Genomic DNA, 21435 nt, shown 5'->3' with positions numbered 1-21435 from the left:
GGCTCCATAAAGTGGCCGCATGGCCGACGAGTCCCCTCTGATCCGCAGTCTGCGCGCCGCCGTGGCCGCCGCCCCCGGTGACGTACCCCTGCGTCTTCACTTCGCCGAACTCCTCCTCTCCGAGGGACGGAACGACGAGGCCGTCACGGAGGCGGCCGTCGCCCTCCAGCACGCGCCGGGGGACGCGGACGCGCGGGCGCTGATGATGCGGGCGATGGGCGTGCCCCTGGCAACCGCGTCCACCCCGGCGACCGAGCAGCCCACGACGCCCCCCGTGCACGCCGAGCAGTCGGTAAAGCCGGTGACACCCGAGACGCCGGTGACACCCGAGCCGTCCGCGGGCGACGCGCGCGGCTTCGACTGGGACGCCGCCGAGCAGCAGGTGCGTGACCTCGTCGGCCCCCGTTTCCTGGAGGACCCGCAGGCCGCCGACGGCGAGGGTGCCGCCGGGGACGCCGCCGCCTGGGACGTCGACGCCCCCGGTGCCGTACGCCTCGCCGACGTCGGCGGCATGGAGGAGGTCAAGGACCGGCTCGAAGCCGCGTTCCTCGCGCCCATGCGCAACCCCGAACTGCGCCGCCTGTACGGCAAGTCGCTCCGCGGCGGACTGCTCCTCTACGGCCCGCCCGGCTGCGGCAAGACCTTCATCGCGCGCGCCGTCGCCGGCGAACTCGGCGCGAACTTCCTCACCGTCTCGCTCTCCGACGTCCTCGACATGTGGATCGGCGCCTCCGAGAAGAACATCCACGACATCTTCGAGACCGCCCGCCGCCAGGCCCCCTGCGTCGTCTTCCTCGACGAGCTCGACGCCCTCGGGGCCAAGCGCTCCCGCACGCACCACAGCGGCCTGCGCAACGTCGTCAACCAGCTCCTCACCGAGCTCGACGGCATCGCGAGCGGCGCCGGCAACGAGGGCGTCTTCGTCCTCGCCGCCACCAACGTGCCCTGGGACGTGGACATCGCGCTCCGCCGCCCCGGCCGCCTCGACCGCACCTTGCTCGTGCTCCCGCCGGACGCCACCGCCCGCGAGTCGATCCTCCGCTACCACCTGCGCGAGCGCCCCATCGAGGCCGTCGACCTCGGCAAGCTCGTCAAGGCCACCGAGGACTTCTCCGGCGCCGACCTCGCCCACGTCTGCGAGAGCGCCGCCGAGGCCGCGCTCCTCGACTCCGCCCGCAGCGGCTCCGTGCGCCTCATCACCACCAAGGACCTGCTCGGCGCGGCCAAGCAGATCAAGCCGTCCACGGAGCCGTGGTTCGCCGCCGCCCGGAACGTCGCCATGTTCGCCAACGAGGGCGGCCTGTACGACGACCTCCTCGCCCACCTCAAGCGGAAGCGCAAGCTGTGACCACCCCGGCCACCCCGACCGCCCTCCTGCGCGCCGAGGCCCTGTACGACACCGGGCGGTACGCGCAGGCCGGCGAGCTCGTCGCCCAGCACCTGGCGACCGAACCGGAGGACGCCGAGGCGCTCGTCCTGCTCGCCCGCTGCCACCACCGCGCCGAGGACCACCCGGCCGCCCTGGACGCCGTGGACCGGGCGCTCGCCGCCGAACCCGAGCTGCTCATGGCCTGGCTGATGCGCGTCCAGATCCTGCTGGGCCTGCGCCGCTTCCAGGACGCCGAGACCTCCGCCCGGTACGCCGTCCGGCTCGCCCCGCAGTACTGGGGCACCCACTACGCCCTCGGCACCGCCCTCGCCCAGTTCGGGGAGCACGCGCGCACGCCCGCGCGTACCGTCGAGGCGTACGAGGCGGCGCGGGCCGCCGTCGGTCTCGCCCCCGAGGAGGACGCGGCCCACTTCCTGGTGGGGCTCACCGCCCAGCGCCGGGGCGATCACGCCACCGCGCAGCGGGCGTACGAGACGACGCTGCGGCTCAACCCGCAGAGCAGCGAGGCCCACAACAACCTGTCGCTGCTGAGGCTGCGGCGCCGCTGGTTCCGGCGCGGGGCCTGGACGCAGGCCGCCGAGGGCTTCGTCGCCTCCGCCGCGCTCGACCTCCAGGACCGCAAGGCCCGTTACAACCTGGAGGCCATGGCCTGGAACACCGCCGCCGGGGCCCGCTGGGTGGCCCTGCTCGGCTTCGTCGCCGCCGCGCTCGGCTCCGCCCCGGTCCGTACCGGAGCCACCGGCACGGAGGCGGTCGTCCCCTTCCTGATCGGCGCGGCCGTCCTCCTCGGCGCCTGGGGCGGCTGGGTGCTGTGGATGGGCCGCCGGGTGCCGCCCCGGCTGCGCCGCCCCCTGTTCCTCGTGGCGCGCTCCTGCCGGCCCGTGATCGCGATGGCCACGGCCGTGGGGCTGCTCGGCCTCCACTCGGTGGTGACGATGGCCCTGTGGTCGTTCGACGCGGGCGTGGTCGGCGGACTCGGGACCCCGCTGTTCTGGGCCGTGATCATCACGTACTGGGTGAGCCGCTCGGCCCTGAACCGGCGCGCCCCCAAGGACTGAGCGACGCCGCCGGGAGCGGCAGGGGAGGACCCGCCCGGCCGAGGAGCGGCCTGTGGCGCGGGGATGCCGGAGGCGGCGGATACCATGCGCGTGAAGCGACCGACGAGGCGAGGAGGCCCGGGCCATGGCCGGAGAGCCGCAGAGCGACTGCCTGTTCTGCAAGATCGTGGCGGGTGAGGTCCCGGCGGAGATCGTGCGCGAGACGGAGACGACCGTCGCGTTCCGCGACATCAACCCGCAGGCGCCGACCCACGTCCTCGTGATCCCGCGCCTCCACCACCCGGACGCGGCGTCGCTCGCCGCCGCCGCGCCGACCGTCGCCGCCGACGTGCTGCGCGAGGCCGGAGAGATCGCCGCGCAGGAGAAGGTCGACGACAGCGGCTACCGGATCGTCTTCAACACCGGCGCGGGTGCCGGCCAGACCGTGTGGCACGCCCACGCGCACGTACTGGGCGGCCGCGGCCTCAACTGGCCCCCCGGATAAGCCGTGTCCGTACGCGAACTGGTCGTCCTCGGGACCGCCAGCCAGGTCCCGACCCGCCACCGCAACCACAACGGCTATCTGCTGCGCTGGGACGGGCAGGGCATCCTCTTCGACCCCGGCGAGGGCACCCAGCGCCAGATGCTGCGGGCCGGCGCCGCCGCGCACGACATCGACCGGATCTGCGTGACGCACTTCCACGGCGACCACTCGCTCGGCCTGGCCGGGGTGATCCAGCGGATCAACCTCGACCAGGTCCCGCACCCGGTCACCGCGCACTACCCGGCGAGCGGGCAGCGCTTCTTCGAGCGTCTGCGGTACGCGACCGCGTACCGCGAGACCGTGCAGCTGACCGAGTCGCCCGTCGCCGCCGACGGGCCGCTCGCCGTCACCGACACGTACACCCTCGACGCGTACCGGCTCTCGCACCCCGTCGAGTCGTACGGCTACCGGCTCACCGAGCCCGACGGGCGCCGCATCATCCCCGAGAGGCTGGCCGCGCACGGCATCAAGGGCCCCGACGTGGGCCGGATCCAGCGCGAGGGCGTCCTGAACGGCGTGACGCTCGACGAGGTCAGCGAGATCCGGCGCGGGCAGCGCTTCGCCTTCGTCATGGACACCCGGCTCTGCGCGGGCGTACACGCCCTCGCCGCGGGCGCCGACATGCTCGTCATCGAGTCGACCTTCCTCGACGAGGACGTCCGCCTCGCCACCGACCACGGCCACCTGACGGCGGGACAGGCCGCGGCGGTGGCCCGGGACGCGGGGGTGCGGCATCTCGTCCTGACCCACTTCTCGCAGCGCTACTCCGACCCGGCCGAGTTCGAGCGGCAGGCGCGGGCGGCCGGGTTCGACGGCGAACTGAGCATTGCCCAGGACCTCATGAGGGTCCCCGTACCGAAACGAACGTGAACATGCCCGTACCCAAGGCCGAACTGCACCTCCACATCGAAGGCACCCTCGAACCCGAGCTGGCCTTCGCGCTCGCCGCACGCAACGGCGTCACCCTGCCGTACGCGGACACGGACGAGCTGCGCGAGGCGTACCGTTTCAGCGACCTCCAGTCCTTCCTCGACCTCTACTACGGCCTGATGGCCGTCCTGCGCACCGCCGAGGACTTCACGGAGCTCACCGACGCCTATCTGGAGCGGGCCGCCGCCCAGGGCGTCCGGCACGCCGAGATCTTCTTCGACCCGCAGGCGCACACCGCCCGCGGCGTTCCGATCGGCACCGTGATCGAGGGCCTGAGCGCCTCCCTCGAACGCTCCGAGGAGCGGTACGGGATCTCCACCCGGCTCATCATGTGCTTCCTGCGCGACGAGTCGGCGGAGTCGGCGCTCGCCACCCTGGACGCCGCCAAGCCCTACCTGGACCGGATCACCGGCGTCGGCCTCGACTCGGCCGAGGTCGGCCACCCGCCGGCCAAGTTCCGCGAGGTCTACGAGGCCGCCGGGACGCTCGGTCTCCGCAAGGTCGCCCACGCGGGCGAGGAGGGCCCGGCCGCGTACATCCGCGAGGCCCTGGACGTCCTCGGCGTGGAGCGCGTCGACCACGGCCTGCGCTGCATGGAGGACCCGGACCTCGTCGACCGCCTCGTCCGGGAGAGAGTGCCGCTGACCCTCTGCCCGCTGTCGAACGTACGGCTCCGCGCCGTCGACGTCCTCACCGGACACCCGCTGCGCTCGATGATGGCGGCGGGACTGCTCGTCACGGTGAACTCCGACGACCCGGCGTACTTCGGGGGGTACGCGGGGGACAACTTCGACGCCGTACGGGACGCCCTCGGCCTGACGTCGGAGCACCTCCGCGAGCTGGCCCGCAACTCCTTCGAGGCCTCCTTCCTGGAGGACGACGAGCCCCGCAGGGCGCGGTACCTCGCCGAGGTGGAGGCGTACGCGTTCGACGAGTAGGCCGCACGAGCCCCGACGCACGGGATTCCTGACGTGCGGGATCCCGGGCGTACGGGTTTCCGACGTACGGGGTCCCCGGGGCGACCGTGTGGCGATACGGGGGCGACGACAGTTGTTTCGGGGGAGCAGCACGGTGTCCGACACGTCCGGTCCCGCAGGGGACCCCACCGCCACGCGGCCGGATCCCGGCACGGGGGGGGTACCACCCCGGCCACCGCCACCGCCACCACCGCCACCGCCCACCCTCCACCCCGGTGGGTGGTCGGCGTGGTGGTGCCCGTGGCCGGAGCCCTGGCGACGGTCCCGGCCCAGACACACCGCGCGGACGCCACGGCGCGGCCACCCGCGCAGGTCTTACCGTCCGGGCGCCGTCCGCCGTGACCGCTGCCCCGGACCCGTCGCCGTCCTCCACGGCACCGTCCTCCGCGCCGCCGTCCACGGCACCGCCCTCGACGACGCCCCCGCCCCGCCCGGCGCCGACCTCCGCGGCCCCGCCCGCCCCCGGCCCCTCCCGGACCCCGCGGACGGCCCCGCCCGCCGCCCCGCCCGCCGACGAGCCCGCACCGAAGCCCCCGGCGAAGGTCCCGCCCCCGACCGACACGCCCGTGCGGATCATGAACGTCAACAGCGGCCTCTGCCTGGCCGTCCCCGACGGGAGCGCCCGCCAGACGACGCCGGTCAACCAGTTCCCCTGCGGCCCCTACGCCGACCGCTTCTGGCGCTTCGGCCCGCCGTGACGGGCACGTACCCCGTAAGGCCCGGCTAGCCCCGCCCGCCCGGCCTCGCCAGCCGGAACGCCGACCTCGCGAGCCCCCGGCGGCCCGCCGGGGTCCGGACCGTGATCGGGGCGACTTCCTGCTCGGGAGCGCCCATCTGGGGGACGAGCGCCGGGGTCGCCGAGGCCGTACCCGCGAGGACCGCCGCCGGGGCGCCACCCCTGCGGCGCACCGAGCCCGGGACCAGCGGACGGCCGGCCGCGTGCCGGGCCACCGCCGTCATCGGGACCGCGACCAGCAGGAGCAGGGCGCACAGCACCGCACCCATGCCCGTGTACCCGGCACCTTCCGAGAGCAGGCTGCCCGCCACCGGGCCGCAGGCCACGCCCAGCGAGGACGCGGAGCCGACCAGGACGGCCCAGCGGCCGCGCGGGTCGAGCGAGGCGGCCAGACCCAGGAGGTACGACAGGACGACCGGGTAGACGGCGTTCCACAGGATCTCGCCGGTCGCGAACGAGACCAGGCCCCCGGCGGCCGAGCTGAGCAGCACGCATCCCGCGATGAGGACGGTCCCCGCCCCGATCGGCACCGCCCGGCCCAGCCGGGAGCCGAGGGCCCCCGCCGCCGTGACCCCGGCGAGCCCGGCACCGAGCGCCGCCGCGAACACCGCGCCGACGGTGACCTCGGACAGCCCCGCCTGCGTGAGCCCGATGCGGCCGCTCACCCCCCACAGCGCGTTCTGCGCCAGGGACCAGCACAGGATGCCGGCGGCGAGGACGGCCCCGGCCCGCCGGTGGGGGAGGGGCCCGGAAATCGCCGCCGCCCGCCGCACCGCGCGCGCGGCACCCGGCAGACGGCCCGTCAGCGGCCACACCAGGACCGCCGCGCAGGCGATCGCGAGCAGCGGCGGAGCGTGCCCGCCGGCCAGGTGCGGAAGGGTCAGGTAGAGCGCGCCCGCCGCCGCCGAGACGGACAGCAGGCCGAGCGTGGAGGCCCGGTGCGGATCCCGCTGCCCGGCGATCCCGGCGGCGGCCACCGCCGTCGCCGTACCCGAGCCGAGACCCCCGAGGACGGCGCCCGCCACCACCAGGGGCACCACGCCGGTCGCGGCGGCGGAGCCGTACCCGACCGCCATCGCGAGCAGGCCCGCGCGGGCCGCCCGGCGCGGCCCGACCCGCTCCCCGCGCGCGGCCAGCGCGAAACCGGCGGACGAGGAGCCGAGCAGCAGCACGGAGCCGACGAGACCCGCCTCCGCGGGAGTGAGGCCCAGTCCCGCGGAGAGCCGGCCGACGACGGTCGGCAGCAGGTACGGGGCGAGGTAACCGGCCGTGAAGAGGGCGACGAGGGCGACGAGAGCCCCCGGGACGCGCGGGCGCGACGACATGGGCGTTCCAGGAGCTGGACGGGGAAATGAGACGGCGCCCGGTGATCCACGGGGTCGCGGCACCATGTGTATCAAGCATCCGAGCGGGCGGAGAAGCCGGTATCCCCCGATTCGGCCAGTGATACGGGTCACGATCGGTTTGGGACGGGTACGGCGGGGCAACGCGCGAAGGCCGTGTTGCGTCACCCCCGTCTCCCCACCCCCATCGGGCACACTGTCCAGATCAGCACCACGGTGCCGATCTGCCGCACCACGACCGGGGAGTCCGCCGTGACCACAGCAAGGGGAGACCAGCCACCGCACGACGCCGGGGTCGACCCGCTGGTGCGCCTGCGCGAGCCCACCGACCCCGCCTGCGACGTCTTCCTGACCGGCACCGTCTTCCTCGACATCATCTTCACCGGCCTCGACAGCGCACCCGTCCGGGGCACCGAGTCCTGGGCCCGCGGCATGGGATCGAGCCCCGGCGGCGTCGCCAACATGGCCACCGCCCTCGCCCGCCTCGGCCTGCGCACCTCCCTCGCCGCGGCCTTCGGCGACGACCACTACGGCGAGTACTGCTGGGACGCCCTGGAACAGGGCGAGGGCATCGACCTCTCCTTCTCCCGCACCGTCCCCGGCTGGCACTCACCCGTCACCGTCTCCATGGCCTACGAGGGGGAGCGCACGATGGTCTCCCACGGCCACGAGGCCCCACCCGTCGACGCCGTCGGCGCCCTGCCCGCCTACCCGCCCCACGCGCGCGCGGCCGTCGCCTCCCTCGCCCCCGGCCGCACCGAGGAGTGGGTCGCCCAGGCCGCCCGGGGCGGTGCCAAGGTCTTCGCCGACGTCGGCTGGGACGACACCGGCCGCTGGGACCTGGCCGGACTCGCCGACCTCGAACACTGCGAGGCCTTCCTCCCCAACGCCGCCGAGGCGATGCGCTACACCCGCACCGACTGCCCCCGGGCCGCCGCCCGCGCCCTCGCCGACAAGGTCCGCTACGCCGTCGTCACCCTCGGTTCCGAAGGCGCCTACGCCGTCGACGGCGGCACCGGCGAGACCGCCGAGGTGCCCGCCATCCAGGTCTCCGCCCTCGACCCCACCGGCGCCGGTGACGTCTTCGTCGCCGGATTCGTCACCGGCACCCTCGCCGACTGGCCCCTCGCCGACCGGCTCGCCTTCGCCGGACTCACCGCCGCACTCTCCGTCCAGGAGTTCGGCGGCTCCCTCTCCGCCCCCACCTGGGGCGAGATCGCCGCCTGGTGGCAGCGCGTCCAGGGTCACGCCAGGCAGGACCCCGAGACGCTGCGTGACCGCTACGCCTTCCTCGAACGCCTCCTGCCCGCCCCCGCCCGCCCCTGGCCGCTGCGCCGCGCGGTGCCCACGATCGGCTTCCGCGCGGCCGCTTCGTAAATCCCTTCGGACTGTCGGCGCCAAGTCGTAGGCTTGGTGATCCAGAGGTTGTCGAGCAGCGAGAACCCCTGCACGGGAGGTATGTGCAGGCCATAGTGCCGGCCCATGACGCAGACACCCACAGCCCACGACGGAGCGTTCCAGGACGGGACGCCCGGACAGGCCCGCGCCCATTTCGCCGTGCCCGCCAAGCACCCGATGGTCACCCTGCTCGGCTCCGGTGACGCGCTGCTCCGCGTGATCGAGCGGTCGTTCCCGCAGGCGGACATCCACGTCCGCGGCAACCAGGTCAGCGCGGTCGGCGACGCGGCGGAAGTCGCTCTGATCCAGCGCCTGTTCGACGAGATGATGCTGGTGCTCCGCACCGGTCAGCCGATGACGGAGGACGCAGTGGAACGCTCGATCGCCATGCTCAGGGCGAGCGAGAACGGCACGGCGGAGGGCGGCGAGGAGACTCCCGCCGAGGTCCTCACGCAGAACATCCTGTCCAACCGGGGCCGCACGATCCGCCCCAAGACGCTCAACCAGAAGCGGTACGTCGACGCGATCGACAAGCACACGATCGTCTTCGGCATCGGTCCCGCCGGCACCGGCAAGACCTACCTCGCCATGGCCAAGGCGGTCCAGGCCCTGCAGTCCAAGCAGGTCACCCGGATCATCCTGACCCGCCCGGCCGTCGAGGCCGGTGAGCGCCTCGGCTTCCTGCCCGGCACGCTCTACGAGAAGATCGACCCGTACCTGCGCCCGCTGTACGACGCCCTGCACGACATGCTCGACCCGGACTCGATCCCCAAGCTGATGGCCTCGGGCACGATCGAGGTCGCGCCCCTGGCGTACATGAGGGGCCGCACCCTCAACGACGCGTTCATCATCCTCGACGAGGCGCAGAACACGAACCCCGAGCAGATGAAGATGTTCCTCACCCGCCTCGGCTTCGACTCGAAGATCGTCATCACCGGTGACGTCACCCAGGTCGACCTGCCGAACGGGACGAAGAGCGGTCTGCGGCAGGTGCGCGACATCCTGGACGGGGTCCAGGACGTCCACTTCTCGACGCTCACGTCGCAGGATGTCGTCCGGCACAGGCTCGTCGGCCGTATCGTCGACGCGTACGAGCAGTACGACAGCCGTAACGGCCGCAACGGGAAGTAGTCACAGAAACACCATGTCGATCGACGTCAACAACGAGTCCGGTACCGAGGTCGACGAGCAGGCGATCCTCGACATCGCCCGCTACGCCCTGGCGCGCATGCGCATCCACCCGCTCTCCGAGCTCTCGGTGATCGTCGTGGACACGGAGGCGATGGAGCAGCTCCACATCCAGTGGATGGACCTGCCGGGGCCGACGGACGTCATGTCCTTCCCGATGGACGAGCTGCGTCCGCCGGCGAAGGACGACGACGAGCCCCCGCAGGGGCTCCTCGGCGACATCGTGCTCTGCCCCGAGGTCGCCACCCAGCAGGGCAAGGACGCCCCGACGGAGCACTCCATGGACGAGGAGCTCCAGCTGCTCACCGTCCACGGGGTGCTCCACCTCCTCGGGTACGACCACGAGGAGCCCGACGAGAAGGCCGAGATGTTCGGCCTCCAGGCGGCGATCGTCGACGGCTGGCGCGCGGAGAAGGGCCTGACCGGCCCGTCCCCGGCGCCGACCGTCTCCTGACCCCCCGATGGACGTCTCGCTGATCCTCGGCGCCGTCGCGCTGGTCGTCGTCGCCTGGCTCGCCGCCTGCGCCGAGGCCGGTCTCGCCCGGGTCTCCAGCTTCCGCGCCGCCGAGGCCGTACGGTCCGGGCGGCGCGGGGCCGCGAAGCTCGCGCAGGTCGCCTCCGACCCGACCCGCTATCTCAACGTGGCGCTGCTCGTGCGCGTCGCGTGCGAGATGGCGGCCGGTGTCGTCGTCACGTACGCCTGTCTCGAGGCCTTTCCCGAGACCTGGGAGGCGCTGCTCACCGCCATCGCCGTCATGGTCCTCGTCTCGTACGTGGCCGTCGGCGTCTCGCCGCGCACGATCGGCCGCCAGCATCCGCTGAACACGGCGACGGTCGCCGCGTACGTGCTGCTGCCGCTGGCCCGGATCATGGGGCCGATCCCGCAGCTGCTCATTCTCATCGGCAACGCGCTGACGCCGGGCAAGGGCTTCCGGAAGGGGCCGTTCGCCTCGGAGGCGGAGCTGCGGGCCATGGTGGACCTGGCCGAGCAGGAGTCGCTGATCGAGGACGACGAGCGCCGGATGGTGCACTCCGTCTTCGAGCTGGGCGACACGCTCGTCAGGGAGGTGATGGTGCCGCGGACCGATCTGGTGTCCATCGAGCGGTACAAGACGATCCGTCAGGCCCTCACGCTCGCGCTGCGCTCCGGTTTCTCCCGGATCCCGGTCACCGGTGAGAACGAGGACGACATCGTCGGCATCGTGTATCTGAAGGACCTGGTCCGCAAGACGCACATCAACCGCGACTCCGAGGCCGACCAGGTGTCGACCGCGATGCGGGCCGCCGCCTTCGTGCCCGACACCAAGAACGCGGGCGATCTGCTGCGCGAGATGCAGCAGGAGCGCAACCACGTCGCCGTCGTCATCGACGAGTACGGCGGTACGGCCGGGATCGTCACCATCGAGGACATCCTGGAGGAGATCGTCGGCGAGATCACCGACGAGTACGACCGTGAGCTGCCGCCGGTGCAGGACCTCGGCGGGGGCCGCCACCGGGTGACCGCCCGGCTCGACATCGGGGACCTCGGCGAGCTGTACGGCCTGGGCCCCGACGAGTACGACGACGAGGACGTGGAGACCGTCGGCGGTCTGCTCGCGAAGGCGCTGGGCCGGGTGCCGATCGCGGGCGCGAAGGCGGTGGTGGAGCTGCCGGACGGGCGTTCGCTGCGGTTGACGGCCGAGTCCCCGGCCGGCCGGCGGAACAAGATCGTCACCGTTCTCGTGGAGCCGCTGAACCCGCCGGCACCGGAGGAGAAGCCGGAGTGACCCCTGACCAGCTGCGTGCTCTCTGCCTCGGGTTCAACGACGCCTCGGAGGAGTTCCCCTTCGGTCCGGACGTCTCCGTCTTCAAGGTCGCCGGGAAGCTGTTCGCGCTGTCGTGGCTCGACTCCGAGCCGCTGCGGGTCAATCTCAAGTGCGACCCGGACGAGGCGGTACGGCTCCGCGAGGAGTACCCGGCGGTCGCCCCCGGCTATCACATGAACAAGCGGCACTGGAACACGGTGACCGTCGGGGAGCTCCCGGACCGGATGGTCCGGGAGCTCGTCGAGGACTCGTACGACCTGGTGGTCGCGGGTCTGCCGAAGGCCGTACGGCTCCGCCTCGACCGGCCCTGAATCACCTGCGCCGCAGTCCGAGGCCGACCAGGAGCGCCGTGCCCAGGACGATCGCCGCGTCCACGGCGAGGAGCGTGCGGACGCCCCCGTACAGGTCCCCGCCCGTGGTGGCGAGCACACCGAGCAGCGGGATGCCGACGGTGAGGCCGACCTGCTGGGTCGTGGTCACCAGACCGGTCGCCAGGCCCTGCTCCTCGTTCGGGACGCCGGACGTGACGGTCAGCCCGTACGAGATGATCGCGCCGAGGTGGCACATGGAGGCCAGCGAGACCGCGACGGTCGCCAGGACCACGCCCGACTCCTCGCCCAGGCCGAGCAGCGCCGCCGTGAGCAGGCCCTGCCCGACGAGCGAGCCGACGAGGGTGCGGCGGGCGCCGATCCGGCCGATCACCTTCGACGCGAACAGGCCGGCCACGACCGACGCCACGCCCTGCACGCCGAAGACCAGGCCGGTCACGAAGGCCGACAGGTCCAGGGTCTCCTGGAGGTACAGGGTCAGGACGAAGACGACCGTCGACATCATCGAGAAGGTGATGAGACCGCCCAGGTTGCCGAAGGCGACCGTGCCGCGCCGCAGCATCGGCAGCGAGACCAGCGGGGCCGCGTGCCGGGACTCGACCCGTACGAACACGGCGAGCAGCACGATGCCCGCCACCAGGGTGACCAGGACGTCCGTGCCGCCGAAGCCGCGTTGGGCCGCCGTCGACAGGGCGTAGATCAGGGCGAGCAGACCACCGGTGACGGTCACCGCGCCGGGCACGTCCAGCCGGGGCCGTTCGGGGGTGCGGGACTCGGGGAGCAGGCCCGGGGCCAGGGGCAGCACGATCACGCTGAAGAGGGCGAGCAGGCCCATCGTGGAGCGCCAGCCGAAGGTGTCGGTCATGACGCCGCCGAGGACCATGCCGACGGTGAAGCCGAGCGAGAGCAGGGTCCCGGAGATGCCGAGCGCCCGGTCGCGCAGCGGCCCTTCGGGGAACGTGGTGGTCAGCAGGGACATGCCGGTGGGCACGATCGCCGCGGCGCCGATGCCCTGGAGGGCGCGTGCGGTGAGGAAGGCGGCCGGGTTCCAGGCGAGGGTGGCGAGCAGCGAGGCCGCGCCGAAGAGGGCGAGTCCGGCGAGGAACAGCTTCTTGCGTCCGTAGAGGTCGCCGACGCGCCCGAAGAGGAGCAGGAAGCCGCCGGAGGGCAGCGCGAAGGCGGTGACGGCCCACTGGAGGGCGGACCGGTCGAGGCCGAGGTCGGCGCCGAGGACGGGCAGCGCCACGTTCAGTACGGAGAAGTCGAGCGAGACCATGAACTGGGCGGCGCACAGCACGAAGAGGATGAGCCGGGTGCGGCCGGTGAGGCCCGGGGGAGCGGTGCTCTCGGTGGGAGCGGGGGTCAGGGTTGCCATGGCCCCACCCTCGGCGTACGGGAACAAGGCTGGGGAGCGGGAACTTATCCTGTTGGTCGTACCACCAGGCATCCACCGGGCGTCCAGGGGGAGGAAGCACACGTGGCCACCGCTCTCGAGAGCACCAGTGCGAAGCAGCACCGACTCGGCGAACTGCGCGAGTTCCTGATGAGCCGTCGGGCCCGGGTCAGCCCGGCCGAGGCGGGACTCCCCGACGGTGGCGCGCGGCGCCGCACGCCGGGCCTGCGCCGGGAGGAGGTCGCGGTCCTCGCGGGCGTCGGGGTGTCCTGGTACCAGTGGCTGGAGCAGGGCCGGGACATCACGGTCTCGCCGCAGGTGCTCGACTCGGTGGCGCGGGTGCTGCGGCTGAGCCCGGCGGAGCGGCGCCATCTGTACGTGCTCGCGGCGCTGAACCCGCCGGCCCTGGAGGCGGCTCCCGAGGACCGGGACATGTGCGACGGGCTGCGGCGGCTCATCGAGGCGTGGATGCCGTTCCCGGCGCACATCATGGACGTGTACTGGAACACGGTCCTGTACAACGACGCGGCGGCCGTCGTGCTCGGGATGCGGCCGGAGACCTCGCAGAACTGCCTGGTGTCCTTCTTCACCGATCCGCTGTACCGCTCGCGGATGGGGCACTGGGAGGAGCTGGCGCCGAAGGTCGTCGCGCAGTTCCGCTCGGCCTGCTCGGAGTGCCCGGACGACGAGGGGTTCCGTGCGGTGGTCGAGGAGGCCAGGGCGCTGAGCCCGGAGTTCGCGGAGCTGTGGGAGCGGCGGGACATCCTGCCGGGCGGCCAGAACCGCAAGGAGCTGGAGCATCCGCTGGTCGGCACGCTGGTCGTCGAGGCGACGCAGCTCAGGGTCCCGGCCCGGCCCGACCTGGCGATCGTGATGCACACGCCGCTGCCGGAGGCGGACACGGCGGCGAAGCTGGAGTGGCTGGTGTCTCCCGAGGGGCGGCGCGGGGCGATGTACCCGGTCGCGGGCTGAGACCGGCCGGGTCGTGTGATGAGACGGGATCCGGGTGCGCCCGGGCCTCGACCTATGCTCAGGGGCATGACACTCAGCAGCGAGCACGGCGACCTCGGCGCCGAGGACCTCAAGATCATCACCCTGGCGCGGAGCGCCCGCGCCCGCAACGGTGTCCCCGAGGGGGCCGCGGTGCGGGACGAGACCGGCCGCACCTATGTCGCGGGAAGCGTGGAGCTGGAGTCGCTCAAGCTGAGCGCCCTGCGGACCGCGGTCGCGATGGCGGTGGCCAGCGGCGCCCAGTCCCTGGAGGCGGCGGCCGTCGTGTCGAACGCCGAGGCCGCCACGGACGAGGACCGCGCGGCGGTACGGGACCTCGGCGGCCCGGAGACCCCGGTGCTGCTCGCCGGTCCCGACGGCCGGCTGCGCGCGGCGGTCACCGCGGGCTGAGTCACCCGCACGAGAGGAGGGCCCGGCGCCGTGGCGCCGGGCCCTTGCGCGTTCGTGAAGGATCACCGCGTCTTCTCTTGCCTTCCCCGACGGTCTGCGTCTCAATGAACAGCGGTTCGCCCGACGGGCCGTCAGATCTCCTTGTTCACGCAGTGTCCGCACCCCCTGCGTTCGTCATCGGAAGGGGTACGAACTCGTCATGAGAAGCAGAAGCGCCTTAGGGACCGTCGCGGTCCTCGCCGGGGGCCTCGCCGCCGCCGCACTCGCCTTCGCGCCGACGGCCGCGGCCGTCTCGCCGGGGTCCGCCACGGCGACGTACGACTGCGGCAGCTGGGGCGGCGGCACCGCCACCCTCGCCGCGACCCAGAGCGGCACCGCCGCGACCATCAAGGTCACCTCGGCCGTCACGACGCCGATCGCGGTCGGCGCCGACCAGATCAACGCCACGCTGACGATGGCCAAGGCCGGCGGTGGCACCCGGGTCTTCACCGGCAAGAAGAACCCGGCGCTCGGTGCCGGACAGTCCGTCGTCATCGGCCCCCTGAGCGGGACCGTGGCCTCGGGCGACAGCCTCAACTCGTACTTCGCGGGTGTCGCCCTCAAGATGGTGATCTTCGGGGTCACGGTGAACTGTGACGCGGTGACCTCGCAGTCGCCGGGTCCGTTCGTCTTCGGCTGAGCCCCGCACCACCCGGACCGGTGTCGCCTTCGGCGGCACCGGTCTCCGTCGTGACCTGCGCCGTGATCTCCGTCGTGACCTGGGGAAACGTCCGCCGTGCGGCGATCTTGACAGTAACTGACGGCACATCAGTCGATGTCTTTCGTGTGCATTGACTTATCGGAGTCCGCAGCCGTCAATGGCGCCCACTCATCCCTCAGGAGGGGGCACATCCATGGCACTCACCCGATCCCGGGCGGCGGCCCGAAGACGGCGCTGGACCGCCGTCCTCGGCGCCACCGCCCTCGCACTCGCCGGCGGCGGCGCGCTCGCCGCTCCGGCCGGCGCGACCAGCGCCTCCGCGGAGGTGCAGTTCCCCACGCGCTGCGTCCCGCCGCCGATCGCCGGCATCCCGCCCATCGAGGGCACCACCACCGCCGCGATCACGGTCGACAAGAGCAGCCCCAAGGTCGGCGACACCGTGACCGTCACCTACACGATCACCAAGCCCGCCGCGTCCAACCCCGTCGACCTCGCGCTCCCGGCCGACATCATGACGCCCAGCGGCAAGGTCGTCGTCGGCGGCGCCCAGACCGGCGCGATCAGCGTCACGGGCCCCAAGAAGAACCCACCGGTCCCCGGCAAGGGCTCCTTCCCGGCCTTCTCCATGACCGGCACCTTCACGGTCACCCAGGCCGGATCGATCACCCTCTCGCCCGGCGACTACAACATCCACACCAGCTACCTCATGGAACTCGACACCCCCTGTACGGTGCTCAGCCCGCCCGCCCCGGTCTCCGAGACGGTCGTCGCGAGCCCCGTCACCAGCCCCAACGCCCGCACGCTCCAGCTCGACAGCGCCTCAGGAGACGCCGGCGTCCGGGTCACCGTCAACGGAGCCAAGTTCACCCCGCTCACCGAGGTGACCGTCGCCGGCCGCGCCGGAGCGGCGGAGACCGCCGACCGGATGACCGTCACGACCGACAGCGAGGGCGGTTTCGCCGCGCGCCTGAAGGTCAACGACGTGGCGACCACAGGGATCGTCGCGTACGAGGGCGCGGCCTGGGACCCCGACAAGGGCGCGGGACCCGCCGCGTACAAGGTCGTCGTCCCGGCCCCGCCGAACAGTCAGACGATCACGGCGGCCGTCACTGCGGGCGAACTGTCCATGACCCAGGCCGGGGACGCCGTCCAGCTGTCCTCCGTCGACTTCGGCCAGGGCGGCGCCGCCACCGGCGACCTCAACGCGGTGACCGTGAAGGACTTCCGCGGCGGCCCCGCGGGCTGGTCCCTCACCGGCAAGGTCACCGACTTCACCGGCTCCGGAGGCTCGATCGGCGCCGGGAACCTCAGCTGGACCCCGGCCTGCACCGCCAAGGCCGGCAGCCCCAGCACCTGCGCGGCCGGCTCGTCAGGACCGGTCGGCAGCGGCGGCGCAACCCTCGCCTCCACTCCGAACGGCACCCTCACGGGCGGCGAGTTCACCGTCGGCGCCGGGCTCTCCCTCGACGTCCCGGCGTTCACCGCGCCCGGCGCGTACGCGGGCGTGCTGACCCTGACCCTGTCCTGACCACCGTGCGGGCCGGGCGCGCACCCGGCCGGCCCGCTCCGCACCCCGGGGGTTCCGACTCGTGCGCACGCTGTACGTACTCCTCCTGAGCGCCCTGCTCCTGCTCCTGGGCCCCGCCCCGCACGCCCGGGCCGCCGAGAACGGCGAGTGGGCCGTCTACCCGGCCGCCGTCCAGCTGGGCAGCCGCCCCTACTTCTTCCTCACCGCCGACCCCGGGTCCACCCTCACCGACCGGGTCACCGTCGCCAACAAGACGGCCGCCCCGCTGACCTTCCGGCTCTACGGCGCCGACGCCTACAACACCGACCGGGACGGCGGCTTCGCCGTCCGCACCCAGCGGGAGGAGCAGACCGGCGCCGGTGCCTGGATCAAGCCCGAGCGGACCCGGATCACCGTCCCGCCGCGCTCCGCCGTCACCGTCCCGTACACCCTGACCGTCCCCGCCGACGCCGACCCCGGCGACCACCCCGGGGCCCTCGTCGCCCTCGACGAGCGGATCAGCCCCGGCGCGAAGGGCTCCGTGGCCGTCGGCGTCCAGCGCGCGGTCGCCGCCCGCCTCTACCTGCGGGTCAGCGGGCCGACGGTGCCCGCCCTGGCCGTCGAGGACGTCACCCTCGACCAGGACCGGCCGCTGGTGCCCGGCACCCGTACGAGCAGCGCCGTCGTCTCGTACACCCTGCACAACCGGGGCAACGTCACCCTCAACCCCAAGGTCGCGCTCCGCGCGGAAGGCCTCTTCGGCCGCACCCTCCTCGCCCGCGACCTGGCGAAGGTGCCGTCCGAGCTGCTGCCCCGCCAGAAGATCCGGCTCACCGAGCGGTGGACCGGCTCCCCGCAGTTCGACTGGGGTGACGTCACCCTCACCGCCACCGCGAAGGACGTGCGGGAGACCGGCGCGGTGTCCTTCCTCGCGCTGCCCTGGCTCGCCGCCGCGACCCTGCTCGTGGGAGGCGCCGCAGGCCTCTCCGGCCTGCGGATACGACGGCGCCGGGCGGCCCGTGCGGGGCCGGACAGGCACGTGGGTACGTGAGGTGGGCGCTCATCGGGGACAATGGCCCCCATGAGCGCTCGCAACCAAGAAACCGAAGCCGTCCACCGGGCCGGCTTCGCCTGCTTCGTCGGCCGCCCCAACGCGGGCAAGTCCACCCTCACGAACGCTCTGGTCGGCCAGAAGGTGGCCATCACCTCGAACCGGCCGCAGACCACCCGGCACACCGTCCGGGGCATCGTGCACCGCCCCGAGGCGCAGCTGATCCTGGTCGACACCCCTGGGCTCCACAAGCCGCGGACCCTCCTCGGCGAGCGGCTCAACGACGTCGTGCGCACCACCTGGGCCGAGGTCGACGTCATCGGCTTCTGCCTGCCCGCCGACCAGAAGCTCGGCCCCGGCGACAAGTTCATCGTCAAGGAACTCGCCGCGATCAAGAAGACCCCCAAGGTCGCGATCATCACCAAGACCGACCTGGTCGACTCCAAGACGCTCGCCGAGCAGCTCATCGCCGTCGACCAGCTCGGCAAGGAGCTGGGCTTCGAGTGGCAGCAGATCGTCCCGGTCTCGGCCGTCGGCGACAAGCAGGTCCAGCTCGTCGCCGACCTGCTGATCCCGCTGCTCCCCGAGTCCCCGCCGCTCTACCCGGAGGGCGACCTGACGGACGAGCCGGAGCAGGTCATGGTCGCGGAGCTGATCCGCGAGGCCGCGCTCGAAGGCGTACGGGACGAGCTGCCGCACTCGATCGCGGTGGTCGTCGAGGAGATGATCCCGCGGGAGAACCGCCCGGCGGACCGGCCGCTGCTCGACATCCACGCCAACGTCTACATCGAGCGCCCCAGCCAGAAGGGCATCATCATCGGCCCCAAGGGCAGCCGCCTGAAGGAGGTCGGCATGAAGTCCCGCAAGCACATCGAGGCCCTGCTCGGCACGCCGGTCTTCCTCGACCTCCACGTGAAGGTCGCGAAGGACTGGCAGCGGGATCCCAAGCAGCTGAGGAAGCTGGGCTTCTAGCCCGTCGACACCCCCCGTCCCGCGTGCCAGCATGACGCGGTGACAAGGATCATCAAGGGGGGAAACCTGCCGGTCCCCGGGCAGGTGTGGCGGGTCGCGGTCGTCCGGCGGGCGGGCGGTGACGGGGTGCCGGAGGTCGAGGCCTCCGCGCTCCTCCTGGACGCCACGGGCCGGGTCAGGGGCGACGGCGACCTGGTCTTCTACAACCAGCTCACGCACCCGTCCGGCGCCGTCCGCCACATCGGACAGGTGCGGGACGAGGAACAGCGGGTCGCCGACTGGCTGGAGATCGACACCGCGCTCGTCGAGCCCGGTGTCCAGCGCATCGCCATCACCGCCTCCAGCGAGGACGGGACGTTCGGCCAGGTGCCCGGACTCCACATACGGACGATCAGCGCCGGTACGGGCGAACAGCTGGCGCTGTACGAGGTGGAGGACGCGGCCACGGAGACGGCGTTCGTCCTCGGCGAGTTCTACCGGCGCGAGGGGGCGTGGAAGTTCCGCGCCGTGGGCCAGGGGTGGGACTCCGGCCTCGTCGGCCTCGCCGAGGACTTCGGCATCGTGGGCAGGGACCCGGAGGCCGAGGCCGAGGTCGCCCCCGACGACGAGCCCGTGCACGACGACGAGCCCGCCTCCTCCGGCGCCTCGCCGGAGACCATCCCCGAAGAGCTCCTCGCCAAGGTCCGGGAGGCCGAGGCCGGGGCCGCCTCCGTACGGACAACGCCGCGAGTCCCCGTACAGCGGCCCCCGGGGACCGGCCCGCGGTCGGACGCCGAGCTCTTCGGACAGGACTTCCCGGAGTTCGTCCGCAGCGGCGAGGGCAAGGCCGACATCACCGTCGACGTGCCGATCCCGGCCGGTTACGTCGTCGTCGAATCGACCCGGAAGGGCGACTGCTACTTCGCCGTGCACAGCATCGACGAGAAGGGCGACAGCGACGCCCTTCTCGCGAACACGCTGGTGAAGGACCAGGGGGCCCGTCGGGTCCTGCGGTACGACGGCAAGGCCCCGCTCCGCCTGCGCGTGAGTTCCCGCGAGCCGTGGACGGTCGCCGTCCGCCCGGTGAGCACCTTGGAGATCCTCGACGGCACCGCCGAGGGACGGGGCTCCGACGTGCTGCTGTACACGGGCCCCGCCGGCCTGCTCACCTCCCGGCTCCGCACGAGGCTCGGCTTCGAGTGGTTCAACGTGCACGGCTACGAGCCGGACGGCCGCGACCACCTGCTCGCCAACGAGGCGAGCAGGTTCCCCCGGGAGACGCGCCCCCTGCCCGAGGGGCCCCTGCTCGTGCAGCTCGTCAGCGCCGACGGGGACTGGACCCTGAAGGTCCGGCCGCCGAAGGAGAACAGATTCTGGCGGCGCGCCTCCCGCTAGTACCTACCCGTACCTACGCGCCTTCCTTGAGGACCCTCGTGATGAGGGTCCTCTGCGCGGCCGTGAGGTCGGGGTCGCAGCAGCGGATCGTCACGCCGTCGATCGTGATCTCGTACAGGAAGCCGTCCGGGACGCCGCGGCGTTCGTCGCTGCCTCCGGCGAGGACCTCCCGCGACAGGGACCGCAGGTCCGGGTCGGCGGTGTCCACCTCCGCCGACCGCTCGATGCCCGCGAAACCGCCCGTGCGCCGCACTCGAATCCGCATGGGCCCTGTCTACCAGCCGGTCAGTCGGTGGGCACCCCCACCGCCGACCAGGCCTTCAGGACGGCCTGGATCTCCGCCCCGTCGCCGAACCGCGCCCGCGCCGCCGCCACCGTGGCCGCCGCGAACTCGGAGAAGCGGGCCTCGGGGGTGAGGGTCCCGCCGGTCATCACGTCGTACCAGATCCGCCCGGCCCGCTCCCAGGCGTTGCCGCCGAGCTCTGTCGCGGCCAGGTAGAAGGCGTGGTTGGGGATGCCGGAGTTGATGTGCACCCCGCCGTTGTCACGGCCGGTGCGGACGTAGTCGTCCATGTGGGCGGGCTGCGGGTCCTTGCCGAGGACGTCGTCGTCGTACGCGGTCCCCGGGGCCTTCATGGAGCGCAGCGCCGTCCCCTCCACGTTCGGGTGGAAGAGGCCCTCGCCGATGAGCCAGTCGGCCTGCTCGGCGCTCTGGCCGCGCGCGTACTGCTTCACGAGTGAGCCGAAGACGTCGGAGACGGACTCGTTGAGGGCGCCGGACTGGCTGAAGTACTCCAGGTTCGCCGAGTACTGGGTGAAGCCGTGGGCCAGCTCGTGGCCGATGACGTCCACGGGCAGGGTGAAGTCGAGGAAGATCTCGTCGTCACCGTCGCCGAACACCATCTGTTCGCCGTTCCAGAAGGCGTTGCCGTAGTTCTCGTCGTAGTGGACGGAGGCGTGCAGGGGCAGACCGGCGCCGTCGATCGAGTCGTGCCCGAAGGCGTTCAGGAAGAGGTCGAAGGTGGCGCCGAGGCCCGCGTACGCCCGGTTGACGGTGGCGTCACCGGTCGCCTCCTCGCCCTCGGCGCGGACCCGCTCGCCCGGCAGGTCGGTCCCCTGCCGGCAGTCGTAGACGGTGCGGTGCGGCCGGCCGGCCTCGGTGGGGGCGAGCGTGGGCGCGGCGCCGGGCAGCGGCAGCACCCGGAAGGCGCGGGCCGAGGCGTCCGCGATCAGGGTGCGGCGGGCGGCGGCGGCGACGGCCGGGTTCGAGGAGTGCGCCAGGTGCTCCAGGAGGTGCGGGGGGACGATCGAGCAGAAGGCGGGCGTGTGGGGAGTCATCCCTGAAATGTGGCACTGCGTG

General features: G+C 72.8%; 22 protein-coding genes. 18 read left to right on the top strand and 4 right to left on the bottom strand.

Features of this window, described 5'->3' with window-relative positions; translation table 11 throughout:
• Window positions 1-19: 19 nt before the first annotated feature.
• The 6 genes from ACFWUY_RS13675 (at window position 20) to ACFWUY_RS13650 (ending at window position 5576) form a co-directional block, all read left to right on the top strand.
• Window positions 20-1348: an AAA family ATPase gene (locus ACFWUY_RS13675; protein ID WP_384106812.1), complete on the top strand. Its 1329-nt coding sequence runs from the start codon at window positions 20-22 to the stop codon at window positions 1346-1348.
• A complete protein-coding gene (locus ACFWUY_RS13670; RefSeq protein WP_384106810.1) occupies window positions 1345-2448 on the top strand; it encodes a tetratricopeptide repeat protein in 1104 nt (367 codons plus the stop codon). The genes ACFWUY_RS13675 and ACFWUY_RS13670 overlap by 4 nt, the downstream gene beginning before the upstream one ends.
• Window positions 2449-2572: 124 nt before the next feature.
• Entirely contained in the window at window positions 2573-2932 is a 360-nt protein-coding gene (locus ACFWUY_RS13665; RefSeq protein WP_384106808.1) for a histidine triad nucleotide-binding protein, read from the top strand.
• 3 nt (window positions 2933-2935) lie between these two features.
• Complete coding sequence (locus tag ACFWUY_RS13660) at window positions 2936-3841, top strand: ribonuclease Z (RefSeq protein ID WP_384106805.1); 906 nt, start codon at window positions 2936-2938, stop codon at window positions 3839-3841.
• A 2-nt stretch (window positions 3842-3843) separates the two neighbouring features.
• Window positions 3844-4839 carry an adenosine deaminase gene (locus tag ACFWUY_RS13655; RefSeq protein WP_384106803.1) on the top strand — a complete coding sequence of 332 codons (996 nt, stop codon included), beginning with the start codon at window positions 3844-3846 and terminating at the stop codon, window positions 4837-4839.
• A 377-nt stretch (window positions 4840-5216) separates the two neighbouring features.
• Window positions 5217-5576, top strand: coding sequence for an RICIN domain-containing protein (locus ACFWUY_RS13650; protein ID WP_384106801.1), 360 nt, complete (start codon window positions 5217-5219; stop codon window positions 5574-5576).
• Window positions 5577-5601: 25 nt separating this feature from the next.
• Here the strand turns inward: ACFWUY_RS13650 and ACFWUY_RS13645 are convergent, their stop codons facing one another.
• Entirely contained in the window at window positions 5602-6939 is a 1338-nt protein-coding gene (locus ACFWUY_RS13645) for an MFS transporter (RefSeq protein ID WP_384106799.1), read from the bottom strand.
• Window positions 6940-7209: 270 nt separating this feature from the next.
• On the opposite strand from ACFWUY_RS13645, the gene ACFWUY_RS13640 reads away from it, so the two are divergent.
• The 5 genes from ACFWUY_RS13640 (at window position 7210) to ACFWUY_RS13620 (ending at window position 11659) form a co-directional block, all read left to right on the top strand.
• On the top strand, window positions 7210-8334 hold the full coding sequence (locus ACFWUY_RS13640) for a carbohydrate kinase family protein (RefSeq protein ID WP_384106796.1): 1125 nt from the start codon (window positions 7210-7212) through the stop codon (window positions 8332-8334).
• A gap of 105 nt (window positions 8335-8439) precedes the next feature.
• Window positions 8440-9486 carry a PhoH family protein gene (locus ACFWUY_RS13635; protein WP_384106794.1) on the top strand — a complete coding sequence of 349 codons (1047 nt, stop codon included), beginning with the start codon at window positions 8440-8442 and terminating at the stop codon, window positions 9484-9486.
• A gap of 13 nt (window positions 9487-9499) precedes the next feature.
• Window positions 9500-9997: an rRNA maturation RNase YbeY gene (gene ybeY, locus ACFWUY_RS13630; RefSeq protein WP_384106791.1), complete on the top strand. Its 498-nt coding sequence runs from the start codon at window positions 9500-9502 to the stop codon at window positions 9995-9997.
• Between the two features lie 7 nt (window positions 9998-10004).
• A complete protein-coding gene (locus ACFWUY_RS13625) occupies window positions 10005-11309 on the top strand; it encodes a hemolysin family protein (protein WP_384106789.1) in 1305 nt (434 codons plus the stop codon).
• Window positions 11306-11659: an MmcQ/YjbR family DNA-binding protein gene (locus ACFWUY_RS13620; RefSeq protein WP_384106786.1), complete on the top strand. Its 354-nt coding sequence runs from the start codon at window positions 11306-11308 to the stop codon at window positions 11657-11659. The genes ACFWUY_RS13625 and ACFWUY_RS13620 overlap by 4 nt, the downstream gene beginning before the upstream one ends.
• Before the next feature lies 1 nt (window position 11660).
• On the opposite strand, the gene ACFWUY_RS13615 is transcribed toward ACFWUY_RS13620, so the two are convergent.
• Complete coding sequence (locus tag ACFWUY_RS13615) at window positions 11661-13052, bottom strand: MFS transporter (protein WP_384106783.1); 1392 nt, start codon at window positions 13050-13052, stop codon at window positions 11661-11663.
• A gap of 168 nt (window positions 13053-13220) precedes the next feature.
• Between ACFWUY_RS13615 and ACFWUY_RS13610 the strand changes: the two genes are divergently transcribed.
• The 7 genes from ACFWUY_RS13610 to ACFWUY_RS13580 all read left to right on the top strand — a co-directional run bounded on the left by ACFWUY_RS13610 (window position 13221) and on the right by ACFWUY_RS13580 (window position 20075).
• Window positions 13221-14042: a helix-turn-helix transcriptional regulator gene (locus tag ACFWUY_RS13610; RefSeq protein ID WP_384106874.1), complete on the top strand. Its 822-nt coding sequence runs from the start codon at window positions 13221-13223 to the stop codon at window positions 14040-14042.
• 66 nt (window positions 14043-14108) lie between these two features.
• Entirely contained in the window at window positions 14109-14471 is a 363-nt protein-coding gene (locus ACFWUY_RS13605; protein WP_384106780.1) for a cytidine deaminase, read from the top strand.
• A gap of 199 nt (window positions 14472-14670) precedes the next feature.
• A complete protein-coding gene (locus ACFWUY_RS13600) occupies window positions 14671-15150 on the top strand; it encodes a hypothetical protein (RefSeq protein ID WP_384106778.1) in 480 nt (159 codons plus the stop codon).
• A gap of 214 nt (window positions 15151-15364) precedes the next feature.
• The gene (locus ACFWUY_RS13595) at window positions 15365-16699 is read left to right on the top strand and encodes a beta-xylosidase (protein ID WP_384106776.1); all 1335 of its coding nucleotides are present in this window, start codon (window positions 15365-15367) and stop codon (window positions 16697-16699) included.
• A 61-nt stretch (window positions 16700-16760) separates the two neighbouring features.
• Window positions 16761-17729 (top strand): WxL protein peptidoglycan domain-containing protein, encoded by a 969-nt coding sequence (locus ACFWUY_RS13590; RefSeq protein WP_384106774.1) that lies wholly within the window; start codon window positions 16761-16763, stop codon window positions 17727-17729.
• A 21-nt stretch (window positions 17730-17750) separates the two neighbouring features.
• Complete coding sequence (gene era, locus ACFWUY_RS13585; protein ID WP_106978595.1) at window positions 17751-18701, top strand: GTPase Era; 951 nt, start codon at window positions 17751-17753, stop codon at window positions 18699-18701.
• 39 nt (window positions 18702-18740) lie between these two features.
• On the top strand, window positions 18741-20075 hold the full coding sequence (locus ACFWUY_RS13580) for a TerD family protein (RefSeq protein ID WP_384106771.1): 1335 nt from the start codon (window positions 18741-18743) through the stop codon (window positions 20073-20075).
• Window positions 20076-20088: 13 nt separating this feature from the next.
• On the opposite strand, the gene ACFWUY_RS13575 is transcribed toward ACFWUY_RS13580, so the two are convergent.
• Window positions 20089-20340, bottom strand: coding sequence for a protealysin inhibitor emfourin (locus ACFWUY_RS13575; RefSeq protein WP_384106769.1), 252 nt, complete (start codon window positions 20338-20340; stop codon window positions 20089-20091).
• A 20-nt stretch (window positions 20341-20360) separates the two neighbouring features.
• Window positions 20361-21413, bottom strand: a complete 1053-nt coding sequence (locus tag ACFWUY_RS13570; protein ID WP_384106767.1) for a M4 family metallopeptidase — start codon at window positions 21411-21413, stop codon at window positions 20361-20363.
• Window positions 21414-21435: the final 22 nt, after the last annotated feature.

Source organism: Streptomyces sp. NPDC058664 (assembly GCF_042716635.1).
Taxonomy (GTDB): domain Bacteria; phylum Actinomycetota; class Actinomycetes; order Streptomycetales; family Streptomycetaceae; genus Streptomyces.
Note: the sequence above shows the minus strand (reverse complement) of the source record. Positions and strands in the feature narration are given on the sequence as shown.

Bases quoted from the DNA above. Each gene is read 5' to 3' on its own strand.
- ACFWUY_RS13675 (WP_384106812.1), top strand. From the start codon at position 20: ATGGCCGACGAGTCCCCTCTGATCCGCAGTCTGCGCGCCGCCGTGGCC.
- ACFWUY_RS13665 (WP_384106808.1), top strand. From the start codon at position 2,573: ATGGCCGGAGAGCCGCAGAGCGACTGCCTGTTCTGCAAGATCGTGGCG.
- ACFWUY_RS13655 (WP_384106803.1), top strand. From the start codon at position 3,844: ATGCCCGTACCCAAGGCCGAACTGCACCTCCACATCGAAGGCACCCTC.
- ACFWUY_RS13645 (WP_384106799.1), bottom strand. From the start codon at position 6,939: ATGTCGTCGCGCCCGCGCGTCCCGGGGGCTCTCGTCGCCCTCGTCGCC.
- ACFWUY_RS13635 (WP_384106794.1), top strand. From the start codon at position 8,440: ATGACGCAGACACCCACAGCCCACGACGGAGCGTTCCAGGACGGGACG.
- ybeY (WP_384106791.1), top strand. From the start codon at position 9,500: ATGTCGATCGACGTCAACAACGAGTCCGGTACCGAGGTCGACGAGCAG.
- ACFWUY_RS13625 (WP_384106789.1), top strand. From the start codon at position 10,005: ATGGACGTCTCGCTGATCCTCGGCGCCGTCGCGCTGGTCGTCGTCGCC.
- ACFWUY_RS13615 (WP_384106783.1), bottom strand. From the start codon at position 13,052: ATGGCAACCCTGACCCCCGCTCCCACCGAGAGCACCGCTCCCCCGGGC.
- ACFWUY_RS13610 (WP_384106874.1), top strand. From the start codon at position 13,221: ATGAGCCGTCGGGCCCGGGTCAGCCCGGCCGAGGCGGGACTCCCCGAC.
- ACFWUY_RS13605 (WP_384106780.1), top strand. From the start codon at position 14,109: ATGACACTCAGCAGCGAGCACGGCGACCTCGGCGCCGAGGACCTCAAG.
- ACFWUY_RS13600 (WP_384106778.1), top strand. From the start codon at position 14,671: ATGAGAAGCAGAAGCGCCTTAGGGACCGTCGCGGTCCTCGCCGGGGGC.
- ACFWUY_RS13595 (WP_384106776.1), top strand. From the start codon at position 15,365: ATGGCACTCACCCGATCCCGGGCGGCGGCCCGAAGACGGCGCTGGACC.
- era (WP_106978595.1), top strand. From the start codon at position 17,751: ATGGCCCCCATGAGCGCTCGCAACCAAGAAACCGAAGCCGTCCACCGG.
- ACFWUY_RS13575 (WP_384106769.1), bottom strand. From the start codon at position 20,340: ATGCGGATTCGAGTGCGGCGCACGGGCGGTTTCGCGGGCATCGAGCGG.
- ACFWUY_RS13570 (WP_384106767.1), bottom strand. From the start codon at position 21,413: ATGACTCCCCACACGCCCGCCTTCTGCTCGATCGTCCCCCCGCACCTC.